This is a genomic window from Nocardia macrotermitis (genome assembly GCF_009604405.1).
Taxonomy (GTDB): domain Bacteria; phylum Actinomycetota; class Actinomycetes; order Mycobacteriales; family Mycobacteriaceae; genus Nocardia; species Nocardia macrotermitis.
Genome location: NZ_WEGK01000018.1, coordinates 53,210 through 75,758 on the forward strand (window position 1 = coordinate 53,210; position 22,549 = coordinate 75,758).

Consider the following 22,549-nt stretch of genomic DNA (forward strand, 5'->3'; position numbering starts at 1 on the left):
AATAGGCTGCAATCGTCGTGACGCCGTTGAAGGGTAGGGGAAGGTATGGATCACGGGGCAGTCGAACAGTTTCTGGAAACGTTGAAGCAGGCCGGATCACGCAGCCTCGATCGGGATTGTGCGCGGCTTGCCGAACAGTACTTCGCCGAGCGGGTGGAACCGCAGTTCACGATCTGGTCGGCCGATTTCGATTCCGACCCGTCGTTCATACTTGCCGATCGTTATTGGAATCTGCGTTTCCGCGAGGAACCTACCCTGCATACCGCCGTGGAATGTGCGGGCTGGCTCAGCGAGCACGCCGAACTTGTGGTCGCGGAACCGGTTCGCGAGAAATGGGCAATGGGATACGGGTTCATCACTCGCGACTCGATCGATTCCGCCGAAGAGATCGCCGATGCCACTGCGGACATCATCGCCGGTAACCCCGGTGGTGACCGTGCCTATTTCGCCGTGCTGTATCAGGCCGCCAAACTGCGTTCCAACCATAGTTTCGACGAGCTGCTCGAATTCCTCGAGTCCTCGCCGTTGTCCGTATCCATCCGCAGGACGTTCTGGGATGCTGTGCTTTTCCGCGCGTTGCGGGCGTTCGCCGCGTTCGGTGCGGAGCGGACGAGCTCCGAATACGCCTGTGGATTGGCGGAAAAGGTGTGGAGCTCGCCGGATCGCACCCGCGAGAGTGTCGATGTCGTGTTGAACGGCCTAGCGGTCGGCAAGGATTTCGACCGTCGTGGGGAGCTGCTGCGGACCTGGTCGGCCGAGGCGGTGTCGTTGTTCCCGGACGATCACATGTTCCTGTTCCGGCTGGCCATCGGACAGCGGCTGTGTGGTGACTACGCGGACGCTCGAATCAGTATCGGTCGAGCCCAGAAAAAGCTCCCGAAAACGGGCTGGCGCATCAGCCACAACCTTCTGCAAGAGCAATTCGAGGCCGAGCAACGGCTGATCGAGAGTCAGCAGGCCATCACGCGTCAGATGCAGACGGCGCGCGAGGAAATGCAGCAATTCATGGTGAATATGACTGCGCTCGTGCAGGAATCCGAGAAACGAATCGATACGACCATCGGTCGTCACGAGCAGAAGATGCAGGATCTGGCCGACAGTACGCAGCGTGGGCATACGCGTGCCATCGAAGTGGTCGCCTTCTTCGCCGCGGTGATCGCCTTCGCTGTCGGTGCACTGGATATCACCCTCAAGGGCACGGAATCTCTGTCGGAGCGTTCCTGGTTGATGGCCGAGCTGGGCGGCGGCCTGCTGCTTTTCGGCGTTGTCATCGGTGCGGCGATGTGGCTGATCACGCGGCGTGGGTGAGGTGGCGCGGCGTACGAATGATCATCGCCCGGCAGGTAGCACTGCCCTGTTGAGAACAGCTTGTATTTCGTTGTCCGCGTGAGGTATTCGCCGAGGCAATGCGAAGCGATTCCGCCGACGGATGGTTGGGGCACAGGTAGCCGGGGCTGCGCTTGTGTCGTGGTCACCAGCACGGCGCGCTCGGACCGCGTCCACAGCAAGCGCACAGAACGTACCTGGCTGGGGGTCAGGTTGTGCGGTTACTGTCGGTAGCCAGAGGGTAAATGGGAGAGGAGCGGGTCATGGCGAATGGTTCCGAACTGGTCGTGGGGCCGCCGGTTCCCGCGGCGCTTCGGTATTCGACGGGCTCGCGGAGGGGGAAGGCGATGACCACGACCGCGCCGGTCGTGCTGCTGCACGGGCAGCCGGGGGACCATTCGGCCTGGGACGGGGTGCTCGAGCGGTTGCCGTCGTCGGTGCGGGCGCTGGCGTGGGATCGGCCCGGATACGGGAGTAGCGAATCGGCCGGGGGCACGCTCGAAGAGAATGCCGTCTGGTTGCTGGATCGGCTCGATCGCGCCGGAATACCGGATGCCGTGCTGGCCGGACACTCCTATGGCGGTGGGGTGGCGCTGGCCGCGGCCGCGATCGCGCCGGAACGGGTGCGCGGGCTGATCTCCATCGCCGGCGTCTGGCCGGGATGTGTCACGCGCTGGGACGGGGTGCTCGCCGCGCCCGTGGTGGGACCGGCGCTGGCGGTGGGGATGTGGTCGATGATGCCGCGGCTGGCCCGCTGGCATCGCGCGCGTCATCCCGACGCCGTCGCGTCCTGGCACGCGTTCGCCGACATCCGGCACGAGCACAGTCCGGTCTGGCGCACCGTGCTGCTCGAACAGCGTGAACTGTTCGGGAGCCTGGATCATTGGGTCGAGCGCCTGGATACCACCGACATGCCCGCGCTGATCATCGCCGATCCGACCGATACGGTCGTCCCGGTCGCGGCCGCACGCGCGTTGCACGAGCGGTTCCCGCGATCCCGGCTGGAACTCGTCTCCGGGGGTGGACATCTACTGCCGCAACGCATTCCGGACGTCATCGCGGCGAAGATCGGTGAATTCGTCGATTCGGTGGGGTGAGGTCGAGCCGAGGGCTCAGTCGTTCACGTAACCGTTGAGCGAGCTGCGCAGGTCATCGATCAGGGCGCGGGCGGCGGTGATGCCGGTGCCGTGCCAGATGGTGTCGTCGACGACGAAATCGCGTTTGTCCGAGACCGCGCCGAGGTTCTTCCAGTCGTCGCCGTGCATGACCTTCTGGCCGTAGGACTTACCGTCTTCGCCGTCGAACATCACGTAGATGATGTCGCCCTCGACCCGGGCCCGGTCGCGTTCGCTGCTCAGGGTGCTCACCTGGTAGGACGCGCCTCGCTGGGCCTGCGGGCGTTGTACGCCCGCGTCGGCCAGCACTCGTCCGGCAAAGGAGTCCGCACCCTGTACCTGGGCGTCGGAGGCGCCGAAGCGCAGCACCGACGCCTGGGACAGGGAGGCCGCGATCGCGACGCCGGTGTCGTGCGCGTAGGCGTGGTAGTCGGCGAGGGCCTTCGCGCCGGCGCTCGGTCGCCCGAGGGCGTCGGCGAAGGCGCTGAACGAGCTCTGCCAGCTGGGATCCTTACCGATCAGCACGGTGGGCGCGGCCGCGCGCAACGCGTTGAGATCGCCGTCGCCGACCGTGCCGAGCACCAGATCGGGGTGCATCGCGGCGATTTTCGCGACGTCGGGGGTGCCCGAGACGCCCACGCTCGGCACGATCTGCAAGCCGTAGCCCAGATAGGACGGCTGCGGGCTGGGTCCGGCGAGGGTTGTCGCGCCGACGACCCGCTGCCACAGGCCCAGGCCGCACGCCGCATCCAGGGCGGCGGTGTCCAGTACCACGATCCGCTTCGGATCGGCCGAAATCTGTGTCACCCCAGCGGGACTCGTCACCGCGCGGGTGCCCGCGGCCTGATCCGGATCGCTGGGCAGCGGGCAGGCGCGGGTGGTGTCGCGCTCGACACCGACCACATCGGCACCGGCGATATTGGTCGTGGTGCGCACGATCGAACTGGCGGCGTCATCGGATCCGTTGCTACAGGCGGTCAGTGCGACCACCGCCGCGACGAGCATCAGGCAACTTCCACGCAAACGCCGAGCGCGCTTGTCCGCGCGCACATCTCGACCACGCGAACGCGTCACCGGGGCGGAGGTTCGCTCGCTGCGCTGGCTCACGGACATGCCGGGAAGGGTACACAGCCCGCGCATCCGAGGGCAGGTGCGGGCCTCGGTCGACCACCCGCGCGCTCGACCTGTGCGAGCCAATTACGACACAGAGTAGGACCGGGCGTGATGCTTGCGGCAGCACGGTTTACGATCCGTAGTAGCGAAAGCCACCGTCGTTCGCCGTGCGCCTGTCCGCAGGGCCGGAGCGAGACGTACGACAACGACCAGAAGGCATACCTTCAGGAGGATCAGTGACTGCTGTAGAGCCCCAGCCAGTCCCCCAATTGGAAGCGACACGGCCGTACCCGGAACGAACGGGTCCGAAGGGTTCGTTCATCTACAAGTTGGTCACCACCACCGACCCGAAGGTGCTCGGGGTGATGTACCTGGTGACGGCGATGTCGTTCTTCATGATCGGCGGCCTGATGGCACTGCTGATGCGTGGTGAGCTCGCTCGTCCGGGCCTGCAGTTCCTGTCGCCGGAGCAGTTCAACCAGCTGTTCACCATGCACGGCACGATCATGCTGCTGTTCTACGCGACGGCGATCGTGTTCGGCTTCGCGAATATCGTGCTGCCCTTGCAGATCGGCGCCCCCGACGTCGCCTTCCCGCGTCTGAACGCGTTCAGCTACTGGCTGTACCTGTTCGGCGCGACCATGGCGACCGCCGGTTTCGTCACCCCCGGTGGCGCGGCCGACTTCGGCTGGACCGCCTACACCCCGCTGTCGGACATCGTGCACTCCCCGGGTGTCGGCGCCGACCTGTGGATCCTGGGTCTGGCCGTCTCCGGTCTGGGCACCATCCTCGGTGGCGTCAACATGTTGACCACCGTGGTCTGCCTGCGCTGCCCGGGTATGACGCTGTTCCGCATGCCGATCTTCACCTGGAACATCGCGGTCACCAGCGTGCTGGTGCTGCTGGCGTTCCCGCTGCTGACCGCGGCGCTGTTCGGTCTGGCCTACGACCGGCACCTGGGCGGGCACATCTACGACCCGGCCAACGGTGGCGCGATTCTGTACCAGCACCTGTTCTGGTACTTCGGCCACCCCGAGGTGTACATCATCGCGCTGCCGTTCTTCGGCATCGTCTCGGAGATCTTCCCGGTCTTCAGCCGTAAGCCGATCTTCGGTTACACCACGCTGGTCTACGCGACCCTGGGTATCGCGGCGCTGTCCATCGCGGTGTGGGCGCACCACATGTACGCCACCGGCGCGGTGCTGCTGCCGTACTTCTCCTTCATGACCTTCCTGATCGCGGTTCCGACCGGCGTGAAGTTCTTCAACTGGATCGGCACCATGTGGCGCGGCCAGTTGACGTTCGAGACGCCGATGCTGTGGTCGGTCGGCTTCCTGGTGACGTTCCTGTTCGGTGGTCTGTCGGGTGTCATCCTGGCCAGCCCGCCGCTGGACTTCCACGTGTCGGACACCTACTTCGTGGTCGCGCACTTCCACTACGTGCTCTTCGGCACCATCGTGTTCGCCACCTTCGCGGGCATCTACTTCTGGTTCCCGAAGATGACCGGCCGCATGATGGACGAGCGCCTGGGCAAGTGGCACTTCTGGGCGACCATGATCGGTTTCCACACCACCTTCCTGGTGCAGCACTGGCTGGGCGCGGAGGGTATGCCGCGTCGGTACGCGGACTACCTGCCCACCGACGGTTTCACCACGTTGAACACGATCTCCACGATCGGCGCGTTCATCCTGGGCGCCTCGACGCTGCCGTTCATCTGGAACGTCTTCAAGTCCTACCGCTATGGCGAGGTCGTGACCGTGGACGATCCGTGGGGCTACGGCAACTCGCTGGAGTGGGCGACCTCCTGCCCGCCGCCGCGGCACAACTTCTACGAGCTGCCGCGGATCCGGTCCGAGCGTCCGGCGTTCGAGCTGCACTACCCGCACATGGTGGAGCGGATGCGCGCGGAGGCCCACGTCGGCTGGGGTTCCAAGTCGCACACCGTCAAGGAACTCGAGAAGGTGTCGAGCTGATCGGCTGATTCTCGCCATGACCTACGCGGCGGTCGTCTCCTCGGAGGCGGCCGCCGCGTTCGGTTTCCGAGGTGAGTGATTCCGGCCACGCTGCCGTGGGCCGTGTCCGGTACGCCGGAAACCGCCTGAGACAATGAGGGGCCGTCGCCGGCGGCCGAGTACGTCGCGAGAGGGAGACCACGTGAGCACGTCCCAGCCTGAATCCGGCAACCACGGCGAGTCCGTGGCTGCGCAGGCTGCCGCGGGGACGACGGTGCTGATCACCGTCACCGGCCCCGACCGGCCCGGCGTCACCTCGGTCCTGCTGGCAGCGTTGGCGCGCAACGGCGTGAGCCTCCTGGACGTCGAGCAGGTCGTGATCCGCGGTCGGCTGACGCTCGGCGTGCTGGTGACCTGTCCGGGCGATCCGGAGGGTTTGCAGGACGAGCTCGAGGACGCGATGGTCACCGTCGGCATGCAGGTCGACGTGGAGATCGGCGCGGATTCGAGCACCGGGGCCGGATTGTCGACGCATGCGATCGTGGTGCTGGGCAGTCCGGTGACCGCGCGGGCGTTCAGCGTCATCGCGCGCAAACTGGCCGAGCAGGACGTCAACATCGACGCGATCCGCGGTGTCGCGGACTATCCGGTGACGGGTCTGGAGCTGACCGTCACCGCGCCCGCGACCGAATCCGCCGAGACGCGGTTGCGTACCACCCTGGCCGAGGTCGCGGCGAAACAGAACATCGATATCGCCGTCGAACGCGCGGGTCTGGCCCGGCGCGCCAAACGGCTGATCGTGTTCGACGTCGACTCCACGCTCATCCAGGGCGAGGTGATCGAGATGCTCGCCGCGCACGCCGGGGTCGAGGACGAGGTCCGCAAGGTGACCGAGGCGGCGATGCGCGGGGAACTGGACTTCGCCGAATCGCTGCGGCAGCGGGTGGCGACCCTGGCCGGGTTGCAGGAGTCGGTGATCGATGAGGTGGCCGAGGCGATCACGTTGACGCCCGGTGCGCGCACGACCATTCGCACGTTGCGGCGCTTGGGTTTTCGCTGCGGTGTGGTGTCCGGTGGTTTCCGTCAGGTCATCGAACCGCTCGCGCACGAGCTCGAACTGGATTTCGTGCAGGCCAATACGCTCGAGGTGGTCGGCGGCCGGCTGACCGGCAAGGTGATCGGGGAGATCGTGGATCGGCCCGGAAAGGCCGTGGCGCTGCGGCGTTTCGCGGCCGAGGCGGGGGTGCCGATGGAACAGACCGTCGCGGTGGGGGACGGCGCGAACGATATCGACATGCTGAATGCGGCCGGGTTGGGTATCGCGTTCAATGCCAAGCCCGCGCTGCGGGAGATCGCCGATGCGGCGCTTTCGCACCCCTATCTGGACGCGGTGCTGTTCATTCTCGGCGTCACCCGCGATGAGGTGGAGGCCGCTGATGCTCGTGACGGTCTGCTGCGTCGCGTCCCGCTGAACTGAGCCGTCGACGCGGCCGGTCGATCAGCCGGGCGGAATGTCGCCGATGGTTCCGGGACGGAACGAGACCGGTCGACAGGTGATACGGAAGTGAGAGGGCGAGTTGTTCGAATCCGCATGCGATGACCCCGAATTCGATTCGTCGATATCGGAGGCGTCGGAGGAGGCCGCCGCTGTCGTGGAGCTCGACGACGGATTCGTCGCGCGGCATGCGGAATTGGCGCGCGGCTACGGCGGCGGCGGGGATCCGGAGGATCCGGCGCTGGTGCAGGCGATGCAGATGGTGCTGCACATTCCGAAACAGGATCCGCCGCCGCGCAGTGCGCTGCTGGCCGCCGCCGCGACGGCCGCGGTCGCGGTGTGCATGGATCCGCGGGTCGGTCCGGGCGGGGAGTGGGAGCCGCGGTATCTGACCTGGAAACGTTCCCGGATCCGCAAGGTGGCGCGGCGGGCGCGCGGTGCGCAGTGGCTCGCGGCGAACGAGGTCGACGGGCTCACCGTGGAGATCGACGGCGCGCAGGCGCGGGCACTGGTGCCGGGACCGGTCGGCGCTATCGATCAGCGAATCCGCAGACTTCAGATCGGCGGCACCGATCTCGAGTCGGACGATCCGGGGCCCGCGGATCCGGAACTGCCTGTGCTGTGGGTGGATTCGGAACTCGGAATGACCGTCGGCAAGGCCGCCGCGCAGGTCGGTCACGCGAGTATGTTGCTGGCCGGTGCGTTGTCGGTGGAGCAGACCTTCGCCTGGGCCGGGCAGGGGTATCGCTGTTCGGTGCGGGAGGCCGGTTCGCGCTGGTCCGAGCTGTCCCGGCTGGTTCGGGAAGGTGCGGCGATCGCGGTGCGGGACGCCGGATTCACCGAGGTCGCGCCCGGATCGATGACGGTGATCGCGGTCCCGCCCGGAGTCTCGAGCTGAGAGGCGGCCGCGCGGTTCCGGGGACGATCCGGAGCTGTTCGGATCGACGGTGTCCGGTTGCCATGATTGACGACAGTGTCGAATCTCACCGCCCCGATGGCGAATTCGCGGCATCTTCCGGTGCGCGACGGGATATGACATCTACGTGCAAACGGACCATGTTGGGAATGTTTCGGGTGCGTGGTCCAAGATGGAGCTCGTGTCGCAACCCGATCCCGATCTACTCATCGATTTCAACCAGGTGACCGTCCGGCGGTCGGGCCATACTCTCGTGGGTCCGCTCAGCTGGAAAGTGGAGCTCGACGAACGCTGGGTCATCCTCGGCCCCAACGGTGCCGGCAAGACCTCCCTGCTCCGCATGGCTGCCGCCGAACTGCATCCGACCTCCGGTACCGCCCATCTGCTGGGTGAGGTGATCGGCCGGACCGATATCAACGATCTGCGGCCGCGGATCGGCCTGTCCTCGGCGGCGGTGGCCAGCCGGGTGCCGTTGGACGAGAAGGTCAGCGATCTAGTGGTGTCGGCGGGATACGCGGTGATGGGCCGCTGGCGCGAGGAGTACGACGACGTCGATACCGATCGCGCGGTCGACATGCTGGAAAGCCTGGGTGCGGAACATCTTTCCGACCGCGCCTACGGCACCCTCTCGGAGGGCGAGCGCAAGCGGGTGCTGATCGCGCGGGCGCTGATGACCGATCCGGAGCTGCTGCTGCTCGACGAACCCGGCGCCGGACTGGATCTGGGCGGTCGCGAGGAACTGGTGGAGAAGCTCGGCGATCTGGCCTCGAATCCGGATTCCCCGGCCACCGTGCTGGTCACCCACCACGTCGAGGAGATTCCGGCGGGTTTCTCGCACGGGCTGCTGCTGAACGAGGGCAGCGTCGTCGCCCAGGGGTTGCTCGAGGATGTGCTGACCGGTGAGAACCTCAGCAAGGCGTTCCATCAGTCGATCACGCTGGATCGTATCGATGGGCGTTATTTCGCGCGTCGCAGTCGGCGGCTGGGGCGTCACCGCGCCTGAGCGGGTGGGGTGATTCGGGTGTGCGCTGATTGCGGTCCTGGTCAGCGGGGATTCGGCGGGTACCGGGCTCGCGCGTGCGGGCGACCAAGCACCCGTTAGGGTGCGAAGGGTGAGCGAGATTGTTGCCGTGAGTGAACCGAGGACACAGCGCGTGGTGCGTCGCGCGAACCCGATGATCGGCGCGGTGCGGTCGTGAGCGACGGTGCGGTGGCGAACGGTGGTGCGGCGGTGAACGATTCGACGCCCGTGGCTCCCAAGGACGCGTCCACGGTCATGCTGGTGCGCGACGGTGTGTCGGGTCCCGAGGTGTTCCTGCAACGACGTGTCGAGGCGATGGCGTTCGCGGCCGGGATGACGGTGTTCCCCGGCGGCGGGGTCGACCCGTCCGACGCGCAGGCCGAAATCACCTGGGCCGGACCGGGTCCGCAGTGGTGGGCCGAGCGGTTCGGGGTGGATCGGGCGCGGGCGCAGGCGCTGGTGTGCGCGGCGGTGCGGGAGACGTTCGAGGAGTGCGGGGTGTTGCTGGCGGGCCCGACCGCCGACAGCGTCGTCTCCGACACGTCGGTGTACAGCGACGCGCGCACCCGGTTGGAGCGTCGCGAACTGTCCCTCGGGCAATTCCTGGCCGCCGAGAATCTGGTGTTGCGCGCGGATCTGTTGCGTCCCTGGGCCAACTGGATCACGCCGACCGTGGAATCGCGGCGGTACGACACCCGGTTCTTCGTCGCGGTGCTCCCGGCCGGACAACGCGCCGACGGGGCCACCTCGGAGGCGGAACACGTCCGGTGGAGTACTCCCGCCGAGGCCGTCGCGCGCTGGAAGGCCGGTGCCGACGTGCTGCTGCCGCCGACCTGGTCCCAGCTGATCGCGCTCGGCGAATACTCCTCGGCCGACGAGATATTCTCCGCCACAACGGATTTCGAGCCGATCGAACCCGTCCTGGAAACCGTCGACGGTAAGCCGCGGCTGCGATTCCCGAACAACGAGCGCTACTTCGCCGACTACCCCGAAGGTTCCCGCCTGCGCGGCTCCCGGCCCGCGGACTGATTCCCCCGACGTCGCGCCGCCGGAGCGGACCGCCCACCCTGAGCGGTGGAATCGGGCGCTCCGGCCGCAGGGCCTCCGGGGCGGAATCGGGGCGACCAGTAGGCTCGTGCCCCGTGGCCGAATTCGTGACCGTTGACCGACCCGAGGCGGGGATCGCCGTGCTGCGTTTCGCGCGGCCGCCGATGAATCTGATCGATCTACAGGTGGCACGGGAGTTGGCGGCCGCGGCCGAGCGGATCGGCGCGGACGCCGAGGTGCGCGCGGTGGTCGTCTACGGCGACGAACGAGTGTTCTGCGCGGGCGACGAACTGGCCGAACTGAATCGCCTCACCTCCGAGGAGGCCGCCGCGCGCGCCGCGGATCTGCAAGCCGCGCTCGGCTGCCTGGCCCGGCTGCCGCAACCCACGGTCGCCGCCATCAGCGGTTACGCCCTCGGCGCCGGGCTGGAACTGGCATTGGGCGCGGATCGGCGCATCATCGGCGACAACGTCCGCCTGGGCCTGCCGCAGATTCGCGCGGGCCTGATCCCGCTGTCCGGAATCCGGCGGCTGAGCCTGCTCATCGGGCCCGCGCGGGCCAAGGATCTGGTGTACACGGGACGTTTCGTGGAACCCGACGAGGCCGCCGCGCTCGGACTGGTCGACGAGGTCGTCGCCCCCGACGACGTCTACCTCGCCGCGCTGCGCTGGGCGCGGCAGTTCGTCACCGGCCCGGCGCGGGCGCTGGCCGCGGCCAAGGCCGTCTTCGAGGCCGGAACGCACGGCCACGATCGGGCGCGGACCGAATGGGCGGAGCTGTTCGACACCGAGGATCGCAGCACAGGAACAGGTTCTTATTTGGTCGCCGGTCCGGGATCGGCCGAATTCGTCGGTCGCTGACCGAATCGGTCGGATTCGGTCGCCGATCCCGCCCGTGGTCGTCGGGGGTTCGACCGAGCCGGGCGCCGCGGGCCTGGTGACGGCGCGCACGTGAGGCTGGGCTACCCTTTCCGATCATGACCGCACGTCCTGACGCCCCCGCGCCGAACCCGCACGCCACCGAGGCGCAGGTCCAGGCCGCACTTTCCGACAACAAGCTCGCCCAGGTCCTCTACCACGACTGGGAGGCCGAGACCTACGACGACAAGTGGTCGATCTCGTACGACGAGCGTTGTATCGCGTATGCGCGCGGCCGCTTCGACGCCGTGGTGCCCGACGCGCCGCTGCCCTACGAGCGGGCGCTCGAACTCGGCTGCGGTACGGGGTTCTTCCTGCTGAACCTGATGCAGTCCGGGGTGGCGAAGTCCGGTTCGGTGACCGATCTGTCGCCGGGCATGGTCAAGGTCGCCACCCGCAACGGTCAGAATCTGGGTCTGGACGTCGACGGCCGGGTCGCCGACGCCGAGACCATCCCGTACGAGGACGACACGTTCGACCTGGTCTGCGGTCACGCTGTGCTGCACCACATTCCGGATGTCGAGCTGGCGCTGAAGGAATGTCTGCGGGTGCTCAAGCCCGGCGGCCGGTTCGTGTTCGCCGGTGAGCCGACCACGATCGGCGACTTCTACGCCCGCAAGCTGGGGCAGCTCACCTGGAAGGTGACCACCGAGGTCACCAAGCTGCCGTTCCTGTCCGATTGGCGGCGTCCGCAGGAGGAACTGGACGAGTCCTCCCGCGCGGCGGCCCTCGAGGCCGTGGTGGATCTGCACACCTTCGATCCCTCCGAGCTCGAGGCCATCGCGCGGCGCGCGGGCGCGACCGAGGTGCATGCCGAGACCGAGGAGTTCGCCGCAGCGCTGTGGGGCTGGCCGGTGCGCACCTTCGAGGCCGCGGTGCCCGACGCGAAGCTGACCTGGCGTTACCGCATGGCGCAGTACCGGGCGTGGCTGGGGCTGAGCAAGCTGGACGAGAAGGTGCTGCGGCACGTCGTGCCCCGGCAGTTCTTCTACAACGCGATGATCACCGGCGTGAAGCCGGGCGGCGCGGGAAGGTAATGCGACCGGGCGGGGTGCTCTAGTGGCGTACCGCTTCACCCGAGCCGATGTCGGATATCTCGGGAGTGCCGCCGGACGAGCGGCGCTGGCCGAGGTGGATCGGCTGACGTTGAGCGCCGCGAGTCTGCTCGGCGATCTCGAGCGGGTGCGGCGCGATCACGGCGACCGCGCCGCCGCGCTGGTGGAGACGGTGCGGCTGCGTCGGCGGGCGGTGGCGAAACTGCCCGGCGCACCGGGCTGGTTGTTCACCGACGACGCGATGCAGCAGGCGACGCCGAGCGTGGTCGCGGACCATCGGGCACGTCGGTTGGCCGGTCGCGCGGTCCACGATCTGACCTGTTCGATAGGCGCGGAACTGGCTGCGCTGCACCAGGTCTGCCCGATCGTGATCGGCAGCGACCTGGACGATGTCCGCTTGGCGATGGCCGCCCACAATCTCGCCGACGCGCCGAATGTGTTGCTGGCCAAGGCCGATGCGCTCGTCCCGTGCAGCACCGGGACCGTCGTGATCGCCGATCCGGCCCGGCGGGCGGACGGCCGTCGCACGCACGATCCGGCGAAACTGCAACCGCCGCTGCCGGATCTGCTGGATGCCTATCGCGGTCGCGATATTGCCGTGAAGTGTGCTCCCGGACTGGATTTCGACCAGTTCGAGGACTGTGAGGCCGAGGTGGTCTCGCTCGACGGCGCGGTGCGTGAGGCGTGCCTGTGGTCGTCCGGACTGGCGGAACCGGGCGTCACCCGGCGCGCGACGGTGCTGCGCTCGGACGGCAGTGATTGGACCCTCACCGATGCCGCCCCCGACGAGATCCCCGAACAACCACCGGGCGAATGGATCATCGATCCGGACGGTGCCGTGGTGCGTGCGGGCCTGGTGCGGCACTACGCCGCCGAGAACGGTCTGTGGCAACTGGATCCGCGCATCGCCTACCTGACCGGCGACCGCGTTCCCGAGGGCATCCGCGGCTTCCGCATCCTGGACCGCCTGGATCTGCGGGAGAAGACCCTGCGCGCCGAACTGCGTCGCCGGGGCTGCGGTCCGCTGGAAATCCTCACCCGCGGTGTGGATCTGGACCCCGACGCCCTGCGCGCACGGCTCAAACCCCGTGGGGCCGTGCCGTTCTCGCTGGTCATCACGCGAATCGGCCGCACTCCCACGGTATTTCTGTGCGAGACGCCTCCCGCGCGTCCTACTTCTCGGGTTTGAAGACGTAGATCTCGCCGGCCCGCGAGGTCACCACGACCTGGCCCTTCTCGCCGACCGAGGTGCCGGTGGTGGCGCCCTGCGCGCCGGGCAGTACCGCCGAGGCGACGGTCTTGCCGGTGTGGGTGTCGAAGGTGACCAGATTCAGCGCGTCGCCGATCGGGGAGACGATGTAACCGGTCTCGCCCGCGGTCTGCGCGGGACGGCCGCGCAACTGGAGATCCTTACGCTGCCAGGCGATCTCGGCGCTGGCGCCGTTGTCCCGCAACGCCATCAGATGGCCGTCGTCGCCGCCGGGAATCAGCAGGCCGTCGTCGTCGGAGACCGCACCGCGCGGTGAGAAGCCCAGTGGCTGCGCCCATTTGGTGCGCCCGTTGTCGGCGTCGACGGCGATCAGGCGACCGCTGTTGTCACCGACGTAGACGGTCTTGCCGTCGGGGGACAGGGTCGGGCTGGTCGCGCTGCCGTCGACCAGCATGTCGGCGCTCCAGTCCTGCTGAATTCGCTTGTCCGCGTAGCGCAGTGCCACCAGCGAGGCCTTCGCGGACCCGCGCTGCCACACCGTCACGTAGAAGCGCCCGGAGCTCGGAGCGATGGCCGAGACGTTGGCCACCGGACACTGCGGCCCGCCGGACTCGCAGTCGTCCAGGCCCTCCCCGTCGGCCGGGCGCGGCAGGTTCGGATGCGCGAGGAAATCGGGTTCGCCCAGCAGTTGATACGACGGGACCTCGCGGTCGCCGGTCTGCCGGTTCAGCACGTCGACCTGGCCGGACTGGGTGATGGTCAGGACGTGGCTGTCCGCGGTGAACTGCACTGAGATCGGCACACCGGCCACCGGCGTGCGCCAGCGCGGCTGACCGAGCGCGTTGATCGAATTCATCGCGCCGTCGTCGCCGACGTAGACGTTGGCGAGTTCGTCCACGGCCGTCACCGAGTGGATCACGTCCACGCCCAGTGGATTACAGAATCGTTTGCGGCCCGTCGGCATCTGGAACGAGAACAGCGCGCCGGTCGCCCCCGGGGTGCCGATGCAGGCGGTGCCGATGCCGGTGGTGACGAACAGCTGCCCGTCCGGTCCGATCGTGGTCGGTGTGAGGGCGGGGCCGCCGATCGGCCGCGACCAGCTCAGGCTCAGATGGCGCGAACCGGTGACATCGGTCGTGCCGCTGTTGCGCCCGTCGTGGAAGGACGAGGGCCAGCCGTGACCGGGACCCACCGTGATGTCGTCGAGCGTGGTTCCCCCGCAGCCGCTCAGCGTCAGCACGCCGACCGCGCCGAGGGCCGCGGCGGCACGAAATGCCGGGCGGCGCACAATGGTACGGAGATCGTGCGCGGGACGCCGGATGCTGGTACGCATCTGACCTTGTCTCCCCTCTGCTCGTACGGGCTTGCACGAGACTAACCGCACCCGCGAGCGGGCGGTCTGCCGCCTCATGGAGTACGTCCGCTTCGGGGGGAATCCGGCGGACGGCCAGGGTAGGGGATCGGGTGAGATCGGCCGAAAGTACCCTGGTAGCTCGACGACGACACCGCGGGTCGAGAAGATCGCCCGATGGATGCGAGGAGCACTTCGTGACGAGCATGTGGGGCGCACCGTTGCGCTCGCGTTGGCGGGGTTCGCGCCGCCGGGATCCGGAGCAGGCGCGCTTTCTGACCGCGGCGTCGCTGCGCTGGGTGCTCGCCAATCGGGCGTACACGCCCTGGTATCTGGTGCGCTACTACCGGCTGTTCAAATTCCGGATGGCCAATCCGCACATCGTGTTGCGCGGCATGGTCTTCCTGGGCCGCCGGGTCGAGGTGCACGCGACGCCCGAATTCGGCCGGATGGAGATCGGCCGCTGGGTGCACATCGGTGACGGCAACGCGATCCGCTGCCACGAGGGTTCGCTGCGCATCGGCGACAAGGTGGTGTTCGGCAAGGACAATGTCGTGAACACCTATCTCGACATCGAGATCGGCGCGTCGACGCTGGTCGCGGACTGGTGCTACATCTGCGACTTCGACCACAAGATGGACGACGTCACCATGCCGATCAAGGATCAGGGCATCGTGAAGAGCCCGGTGCGCATCGGCCCGGACACCTGGATCGCGGCGAAGGTGACCGTACTGCGCGGCACCCGGGTCGGGCGCGGGTGCGTGCTGGGCGCGCACGCGGTGGTCAAGGGGGACGTGCCGGATTACAGCATCGCGGTCGGCGCACCCGCCAAGGTGGTCAAGAACCGCAAGGAAGCCTGGGATGCGGCCGCAGAGGCGCGCGCGGCGCATCAGGCCGCGCTGGCCGATATCGAGCGCAAGAAAGCGCGTGGCGGGGATGCTGCACAGATCGAATCTTCCAGCATCGGCGCGTCTTAGAGCGGCTGGCCGCAGGAGGGTGAATCTGTCGGTGGTCGGCGGTAGCGTCTGAGCCATGAACCGATACGCCGCCCTCCTGCGGGGAATTACGCCGAGCAATCCCGCCATGCGCGGGGAGAAGTTGCGCGGTGTGTTCAGTGGGCTGGGTTTCGAATCCGTCGGTTCGGTGCTCGGTAGTGGCAATGTCGTATTCAGCAGTGCGGAGTCCGATTGTGCCGCACTGGAATCGAAGATTCAGCACGGGTTGTCCACCGAACTCGGCATCGGTGGCGGCACCTTGATTCGTACTCGGGCCGAGTTGCGGGCGTTGATCGAATCCGATCCGTTTTCGGGGCTGACGCATTCCCGGGAGACGTACCTGATGGTGACGTTTCTCAAGGAGGCGAATCATCCCGCGTTGGGCACCGAGCCGCCGCCCGCGCTCGCCGATCAGGTGAAGATCCTGGGGTACGACGAGCGGATACGGGCGATTCTGGCGGTGATGGACAACAGCGTGCCGGGGACGCCGAATCACATGGCCTGGCTGGACAGGACGTTCGGCAAGGAGAACACCACCCGGACGTGGGCCACGGTGCAGAAGGTTTTCGCGAAGTTGTAGTGGTTCGGGATCGTTCGACGAACCGATCATGTGAATACCGAGAGAATTCGTCTCGGGGGACCGCAATCGAAATGGATTGCAAGAAGCGAATTGTCGGCAGACGTTTCTCTCGGTAGCTCGGTGGTGCCCGTTTTCGGGGAGCGCTCGATGTATGCCGGGATGCTGCGTCGTCATCGAGTCCTTAGGGGGATTCATGAGGGTTTCGATCGTTGTGTTGTCTGTGGTCGCGATGCTCGTGGCCGGATCGGCAGGGGCGGTTTCGGCTCGACCACCGGATGTGCCCACACTTGTGGCCGCGCCCAAGCGGATTCATCGGGATGCGGCCGGGTCGGTGCGGCAGGTGGTGCCGGATCGGCCGGTGCCGAGGGTGGGGGCGTCCGGCGGGGCGGCCGAGGCTGCGCTCGCGCACACCGCTGCGGTTCAGCAGTTGTTCGGTGCGGTCGAGGTGGGGAAACTGTTGGTGCAGAAGGTTTCTCGGCGTAGTCGGGGGAGTACCGTGCGGCTCGCGCAATCGATCGATGCCGTGCCGGTTTACGGTGCGGCGGTTGCGTTGGCGTTGCAGCCGGACGGCTCGTTGCTCTCGGCGAGTGGGGCACTCGCCGAACGCGTTTCGGGTAATTTTCCCCAGAGCCGTAGGACGCCCTCGTCGAGTGCTCGGGACCGGGCGAGTGCGACCGCCGCTGGATTGGCCGGTGTTCCGGTGAGTGCGGTGCGGGTGCGGTCCGGATCCGCGGCCTGGTTCGATCCGGAGTTGACGGGTAGTGGGCCGGAGAAGACCGCGGTCCCCGCCTACCGATTCGAGATCACGGCGGCCGGGGTCGGCTGGCGGGTGTTCGTCGCGGCCGATTCCTCCGGCGCGGTACTGGACGCGTGGCGGACCGCCGCGAATCTGACCCGCGTGATCTGCGACGCGAATTCCCGTGGCGCGGAGCCGGAACTGGGGATTCCGTGCGGCGCGGACGGGTCGTATCCGGTCGTGCGCGCCGAGGGGCAGGGGCGGGTTCGGGGTAACGACGATGCGAACAAGGTGTACGACTGGATCGGCGATACCGAGAAGTTCTACGCGGCCTATACCGAGCTGGGCAGCCTCACCGAGTTGATCGGCATCGACGCGCACGATGGGCGGGGCAAGGCGTTGCGTGCGCACGTTCGGGTGTGCCCGGAGTCCTGCCCGTACGCGAATGCCTTCTGGTCCGACACCGAGGGGTTCGTGATGGGCGGTGCGGTACTCGGGCTGGATGTCGTCGCGCACGAGCTGACGCACGGCGTCACCGAGCAGACCAGCGGTCTGGACTATCTCAACGAGGCGGGGGCGATCAACGAATCGCTGTCCGATGTGTTCGGGGAGCTCGCCGAATTGACCACTCGGGCAAAGCATTCCGCCGGTGATCGCTGGAAGATCGGGAACGGGACGCAGGTGGGCGTCATCCGGGATATGAAGTCCCCGGCCGATGGCGCCGATCCGCAACCGGAGACCTATCACGGTCCCGGGTGGGCCCCGGCGACGTACTCCGACCGCAATCGGGTGCCCGATCTGGGCGGGGTGCACATCAACAGCGGTGTGGGGAACAAACTCGCCTTCCTGATCACCGACGGCGGGACCTTCACCCGCCGGAAGATCCGGGGAATCGGTGTGAAGAAGGCCGCCGCCCTCTACTGGACGGTGCAGACCGAGCTGTATCCGAGCGCCGATTACCCGGCGTTGGCCAACACCCTGCTCACCGCCTGCCACGAACTCGTTCTGGCGAAGTCCGGCGATTTGACCGATTCCGATTGCGATCAGGTGCACACCGCAGTCGAAGCGGTCCGCATCCCACTCCGCGAAGCCCGCGCCTGAGCACCGATCGCCGATTTCACCGCCGGTGCCGCCCGGCTCCGGCTTGTTACCATCGCACTACTGAGAGGACCCGCAGTGACCGCATCGCTCGAGATCAGGGTGACCCACTTGGAACATATCGCTGCCGCCACCACCGGCCGTGTCGACAAACTAGAGGCAACCGTCGCCGCCAACCACGACAAGGTGCTCGAGGAATTCGGCCGAGTACACGGCACCCTCCAAGACGTGCGCGAGGAGTTCGCTGTAGTGCATGGGGAGCTTGCCGGTGTGCATGGGGAGCTTGCCGGTGTGCGTGAAGAGTTCGCGGTAGTGCACGGGGAGCTTGCCGGTGTGCGTGAAGAGTTCCGGACTGTGAACGCCAGGCTGGATCGGCATGACGCCATGTTCCGCGAACAAGGGGATCTGTTGCGGGAGATTCTCAACCGGCTTCCAGCTAGGGACTGAGTATGACTGGGCTTCCGGTGGCGGCCGGGAGCCCAGTTCGTCGTGGAGGCAGTCCGGCCAGGGATCGTGCGGTGAGGCGCAGGCGGGTGGTGCCGTTGACCAGACGCCAGAGGTCTTCTCGCGGCATGCGTTTGGTGCCGCGTTCGGCGAGGTAGCCGCGCACGGCCTCGTCCAGGCGCAGATCGGCGGTGCGGGTGCGGGCCGGATCGGGTGGGGCCTGGCGCAGGCCCAGTGCCCATTCGACCGCACCGGCGAGATAGTCGCCGCCCTGGTGGTAGGCGTCGGCGAGATCGTCGCGCACCACCTTGCCCGCGCCGCGGGGCCAGAACAGCGTACCCACCACGAGGCTGACCAGACAGCCGATGGCCACGTCCTGCACCCGCAGCACGCCGACCTGCCAGCCCACCGGAACCAGGAGGTTGTACAACACGGATACGGTCAGGGTGAAGGCCGCCTGTCCGATCGCGAACGGGGCGATCCCCGGCGCGTAGGCGGCGATCAGCGTGACCAGCGGTAGCGCGATCCACAGCGCGACCTGGCCGGTGCCGATCACCGACAGCAGCGCCGCGCCGAGGGCGAATCCGACGACGGTGCCCGCCAATGCGCGCAATGCCGTCGCTCCCGTGGCCGCCGCGCTGGTGCGCAGCACCGACAATGTGCCCAGCACCACCCAGAACGCGTGCTGCACCCCGCTCAGATCGGCCACCGCGGTCGCCGCGGCCAGTCCCACCGCGCCACGCACACTGTTCAGGAACCACACCGATCGGAGGCTGGTATGTCCGAGGGTGAGTCCGCCGAGGGAGCTCAGCACTCCGAAGCGTCGGAGCGGATGCACCGATACTGTTGTAGCGCTGTCGGATTCGTTCGATTCATCGGTTCGGCCGACGACCACCAGCGCATCGCGGGCGGCGGTGCGGGCACCGAAACCGAGCGTGCGCGCGTGGAAGGACAGGTCCACCGCGGCGGCGTATCCGGCCCCACCGGTGTCCATGTGCCGCAGCACGGTCACGCTCTGCTCGAGCGCCTGATCCAGGCGGTCCAGGTCCGGATCGGTGGTGTCGCCGTCCAGTAGTTCCGCGACATCGTGCAGTACCGAACCGATGGCGGTGAACAGTTCCTTCTCCACCTCGATGACCGCGCTCAGATCGGGATGCTCGGTCAGGCAGTCGTTCAGGAGTCCGGTGAGCCACTCCATGATTCCGGCGGCTCCCGCCAGCGCCTGATCCGAGGTGGTCAGACCCGTCGGCCGGTACGGCTGGGCGGTGAACAACTCCATCAGCCGATGTTTGGCCTCGATGGTCGCCGATTTCGCGGCTGCGTCGTCGGCCCCGCGCAACGCGGCATCCAGGCGCTCACCCAGGGTGCGCGCCAACGTCGCCGTGGCCGCTCGCACCCGGTCCGCGCCGGGTCGCGGCGCGATCAGCAGTACCGCCGCGGTCCCCACCACCGAGGCCAGCCACCAGCCCGCCAGCCGGGACGGAATCGCCTCCATCGACCCCGGCGACGCCGCGGGCAATACGAACGCCAACAGCGCGGCCGTCCCACCGGCCGCCACATTCGGCCCGATGACCCCGGCGAACAACACCGCGAATCCGACCAGCAGCGTCACCACCACCGCGGGCCAGACCGCCGCGTGCACCGCGGTCCCGATGGTCAGCAGCACACTGCCCACCACGGCGAGACCGAGATGGGCGAGCAGTTTGTCCCTGCGACTGCCACCGAAGGAGGCCATCACCAGCGTCGCGAACCCGCCGAACGCCGCGAACGTCGCCATCTCCAGATTGCCGATCCCCTCGGCGGTCAACGCGAACAGTCCCGGCACGACGAGCGCGGCCCGCAGCGCCCGGAACGCAGCGGGAGTGGACCACAGCGCCGCCACCCGGGCGCGGGGTTCGATCATGGACATACAGTACGTTCGGCCGCACGTCGTGTCCCCGCCGTCGGCGAGAATTCGAGCGCCGCACACTCGTTTCCGATCCGGACCGATCCGGCGATGCCGTCGGTGAGAACATCAGCGTCGCACGCTTGTTGTCGGTGCGGTGGTCCGCGCGCAGCCGATGGTGAGAGCACCGGCGTCGCACGCTTGTTGTCGGTGCGGTGGTCCGCGCGCAGCCGATGGTGAGAGCACCGGCGTCGCACGCTTGTTGTCGGTGCGGTGGTCCGCGCGCAGCCGATGGTGAGAGCACCGGCGTCGCACGCTTGTTGTCGGTGCGGTGGTCCGCGCGCAGCCGATGGTGAGAGCACCGGCGTCGCATGCTTGTTGTCGGTGCGGTGGTCCGCGCGCAGCCGATGGTGAGAGCACCGGCGTCGCACGCTTGTTGTCGGTGCGGTGGTCCGCGCGCAGCCGATGGTGAGAGCACCGGCGTCGCATGCTCGTTGTCGGTCCGGTGATCTGCGTGTGGCCGTTGGTGAGAGCATCAGTGCCGTGCGTTTGTTGCTGGTCCGGTGTTCGTGTGTGGCCTTCGGTGAGAGCATCAGTGCCGCACGCTTATTGCTGGTTCGATGATCCGCGCATAGCCAACGGTGATCCGGCGGGTGCCAGGCTGGGCTGGGGGGGAATGAACGGGATCGGTGCTCGCGTGGTTACGCTCGGATTCGTGGGCATCGAATGGTCGAGTGTCGTTGCCGTGCCTCGTGACGAGGTTTTCGCGTGGTTCGAGCGTCCGGGGGCGTTCGCCAGGCTCGCTCCGCCCTGGCAGCCGGTGCAGGTGCGGTCGGAGGCGAGGTCACTGGCCGACGGGCGCGCGGTCCTGCGCCTGCCGGGTGGTCTGTCCTGGGTGGCTCAGCATCGCGGGAGCGAGTACGACCCGCCGCATCGATTCGTGGACGAGGTCGTCGGCGACGGCCTCGGCACGCTGCCCGCCGGACTGCTGCCGTGGCGGCACACCCACGAGTTCGAGATCGTGGGCGCGGACCATACCCGGGTGGTGGACCGCGTCGATTCCCCGGTGCCGGGGTTCGCGCTGCGGTCGATGTTCGCCTACCGGTCCCGGCAACTGGCCGACGATCTGGCCGCGCATCGGCTGGCCGCGGCGCACGGTCTCGGGCCGTCGGTCGTCGCGGTGACCGGTGCGAGCGGACTGGTCGGTGCCGCGCTCACCGCACTGCTGACCACCGGCGGGCACACCGTGATCCGGTTGGTCCGGCGCACGCCGTCCGGTCCCGACGAGCGTCGGTGGGATCCGGCCGATCCGGAGCCGGGGCTGTTGGCGGGCGTGGACGCGGTCGTGCATCTGGCCGGGGCGTCGATCGCGGGCCGGTTCACCGACGCGCACAAGCGTGCGATCGCCGACAGCAGGATCGAGCCCACGCGGCGGCTCGCCGATCTGGCCGCGAGGTCCGGGGTGCGCACCTTCGTCAGCGCCTCGGCGATCGGGTGGTACGGCGCCGACCGTGGGGACGAGCCGCTGACCGAGAACAGTTCGCGCGGTACGGGTTTCCTCGCGGACCTGGTCACGGGCTGGGAGTCCGCCGCCACCGAGGTCGCCGATCGCGTCCGCGTGGTCACCGTCCGCACCGGGATCGTCCAGTCACCGCGCGGCGGCACACTGCGGCTGCTGCGTCCGCTGTTCACGGCCGGGCTCGGCGGCCGCATCGGCGACGGCACGCAGTGGCTGTCCTGGATCGGAATCGATGATCTCGTCGAGGTCTACCACCGCGCGCTGTGGGACGCGAACCTCGTCGGACCGGTCAATGCTGTTGCGCCCCAACCGGTCACGAACGCCGACTACACCCGAACCCTGGCCCGCGTAGTTCGTCGTCCCGCGCTGCTGCCGGTACCCGAATTCGGCCCGGCGCTGCTGCTGGGCACCGAGGGCGCTCGCGAACTGGCCGCCGCCAGCCAGCGCGTCCAACCCACCCGCCTCCAGGAGTCCGAACACCGATTCCGCACTCCCGCACTGGATTTCGCCCTACGCCACATCCTCGGCCGCACCCTCGACAACCGAACCCAGCGTTGACGATTGCATCGACCGCGCATCGATAAGCGGTACGTGATCGCCGGAGGTTTCGTGGCGCTCAGTTGAGCGCGACGACCGCCGCCCCGTGGCGTTCCGCGGTGCCGCACTCGGTATATCCGGCACCGATCGTCGAGGTCAACGGGATGTAGCACGTTCCGCGAGACCGGCCCGCCGCGCCGACCCGAAACCGGCACACCCCGGGCGATATCGGGAAGG

The 22,549-nt window shown here is 67.9% G+C and carries 18 protein-coding genes; 15 read left to right on the forward strand and 3 right to left on the reverse strand.

Annotated elements, in window-relative coordinates:
• Positions 1-45 precede the first annotated feature (45 nt).
• Both NRB20_RS31300 and NRB20_RS31305 read left to right on the forward strand, forming a co-directional pair.
• Complete coding sequence (locus tag NRB20_RS31300) at positions 46-1,308, forward strand: protein-tyrosine phosphatase family protein (protein WP_194290078.1); 1,263 nt, start codon at positions 46-48, stop codon at positions 1,306-1,308.
• Positions 1,309-1,673: 365 nt separating this feature from the next.
• Positions 1,674-2,423 carry an alpha/beta fold hydrolase gene (locus NRB20_RS31305; protein ID WP_194290079.1) on the forward strand — a complete coding sequence of 250 codons (750 nt, stop codon included), beginning with the start codon at positions 1,674-1,676 and terminating at the stop codon, positions 2,421-2,423.
• Positions 2,424-2,438: 15 nt separating this feature from the next.
• Here the strand turns inward: NRB20_RS31305 and NRB20_RS31310 are convergent, their stop codons facing one another.
• Positions 2,439-3,446 (reverse strand): ABC transporter substrate-binding protein, encoded by a 1,008-nt coding sequence (locus NRB20_RS31310; protein WP_153415092.1) that lies wholly within the window; start codon positions 3,444-3,446, stop codon positions 2,439-2,441.
• A 344-nt stretch (positions 3,447-3,790) separates the two neighbouring features.
• Between NRB20_RS31310 and ctaD the strand changes: the two genes are divergently transcribed.
• The 8 genes from ctaD to NRB20_RS31350 all read left to right on the forward strand — a co-directional run bounded on the left by ctaD (position 3,791) and on the right by NRB20_RS31350 (position 13,146).
• Entirely contained in the window at positions 3,791-5,527 is a 1,737-nt protein-coding gene (gene ctaD / locus NRB20_RS31315) for an aa3-type cytochrome oxidase subunit I (RefSeq protein ID WP_319945626.1), read from the forward strand.
• Positions 5,528-5,660: 133 nt separating this feature from the next.
• A complete protein-coding gene (gene serB, locus NRB20_RS31320; protein WP_153415014.1) occupies positions 5,661-6,983 on the forward strand; it encodes a phosphoserine phosphatase SerB in 1,323 nt (440 codons plus the stop codon).
• A gap of 175 nt (positions 6,984-7,158) precedes the next feature.
• Positions 7,159-7,899 carry a peptidyl-tRNA hydrolase gene (locus tag NRB20_RS31325; protein WP_319945627.1) on the forward strand — a complete coding sequence of 247 codons (741 nt, stop codon included), beginning with the start codon at positions 7,159-7,161 and terminating at the stop codon, positions 7,897-7,899.
• A 190-nt stretch (positions 7,900-8,089) separates the two neighbouring features.
• A complete protein-coding gene (locus tag NRB20_RS31330) occupies positions 8,090-8,920 on the forward strand; it encodes an ABC transporter ATP-binding protein (RefSeq protein WP_153415016.1) in 831 nt (276 codons plus the stop codon).
• Between the two features lie 273 nt (positions 8,921-9,193).
• Positions 9,194-9,967, forward strand: coding sequence for an NUDIX hydrolase (locus NRB20_RS31335; protein WP_153415094.1), 774 nt, complete (start codon positions 9,194-9,196; stop codon positions 9,965-9,967).
• A 113-nt stretch (positions 9,968-10,080) separates the two neighbouring features.
• Positions 10,081-10,845 (forward strand): enoyl-CoA hydratase-related protein, encoded by a 765-nt coding sequence (locus NRB20_RS31340; RefSeq protein ID WP_319945628.1) that lies wholly within the window; start codon positions 10,081-10,083, stop codon positions 10,843-10,845.
• A 116-nt stretch (positions 10,846-10,961) separates the two neighbouring features.
• Entirely contained in the window at positions 10,962-11,939 is a 978-nt protein-coding gene (locus tag NRB20_RS31345; RefSeq protein WP_153415017.1) for a class I SAM-dependent methyltransferase, read from the forward strand.
• A gap of 22 nt (positions 11,940-11,961) precedes the next feature.
• Complete coding sequence (locus NRB20_RS31350; RefSeq protein ID WP_319945629.1) at positions 11,962-13,146, forward strand: THUMP-like domain-containing protein; 1,185 nt, start codon at positions 11,962-11,964, stop codon at positions 13,144-13,146.
• Here NRB20_RS31350 and NRB20_RS31355 read toward each other — a convergent pair.
• The gene (locus NRB20_RS31355) at positions 13,130-14,500 is read right to left on the reverse strand and encodes an outer membrane protein assembly factor BamB family protein (protein WP_153415018.1); all 1,371 of its coding nucleotides are present in this window, start codon (positions 14,498-14,500) and stop codon (positions 13,130-13,132) included. The genes NRB20_RS31350 and NRB20_RS31355 overlap by 17 nt on opposite strands.
• Positions 14,501-14,724: 224 nt before the next feature.
• Between NRB20_RS31355 and NRB20_RS31360 the strand changes: the two genes are divergently transcribed.
• From NRB20_RS31360 to NRB20_RS31375, 4 genes are all read left to right on the forward strand, one after another.
• Positions 14,725-15,495: an acyltransferase gene (locus NRB20_RS31360; protein WP_153415097.1), complete on the forward strand. Its 771-nt coding sequence runs from the start codon at positions 14,725-14,727 to the stop codon at positions 15,493-15,495.
• Between the two features lie 55 nt (positions 15,496-15,550).
• A complete protein-coding gene (locus tag NRB20_RS31365) occupies positions 15,551-16,093 on the forward strand; it encodes a DUF1697 domain-containing protein (protein ID WP_153415019.1) in 543 nt (180 codons plus the stop codon).
• Between the two features lie 193 nt (positions 16,094-16,286).
• On the forward strand, positions 16,287-17,930 hold the full coding sequence (locus NRB20_RS31370; RefSeq protein WP_194290080.1) for a M4 family metallopeptidase: 1,644 nt from the start codon (positions 16,287-16,289) through the stop codon (positions 17,928-17,930).
• Between the two features lie 75 nt (positions 17,931-18,005).
• Positions 18,006-18,374, forward strand: coding sequence for a hypothetical protein (locus tag NRB20_RS31375; RefSeq protein ID WP_153415021.1), 369 nt, complete (start codon positions 18,006-18,008; stop codon positions 18,372-18,374).
• Here the strand turns inward: NRB20_RS31375 and NRB20_RS31380 are convergent.
• Entirely contained in the window at positions 18,364-20,274 is a 1,911-nt protein-coding gene (locus NRB20_RS31380; protein WP_227834047.1) for an FUSC family protein, read from the reverse strand. The two genes, NRB20_RS31375 and NRB20_RS31380, sit on opposite strands and share 11 nt — an antisense overlap.
• Before the next feature lie 697 nt (positions 20,275-20,971).
• On the opposite strand from NRB20_RS31380, the gene NRB20_RS31385 reads away from it, so the two are divergent.
• On the forward strand, positions 20,972-22,333 hold the full coding sequence (locus tag NRB20_RS31385) for a TIGR01777 family oxidoreductase (RefSeq protein ID WP_319945630.1): 1,362 nt from the start codon (positions 20,972-20,974) through the stop codon (positions 22,331-22,333).
• Positions 22,334-22,549 lie beyond the last annotated feature (216 nt).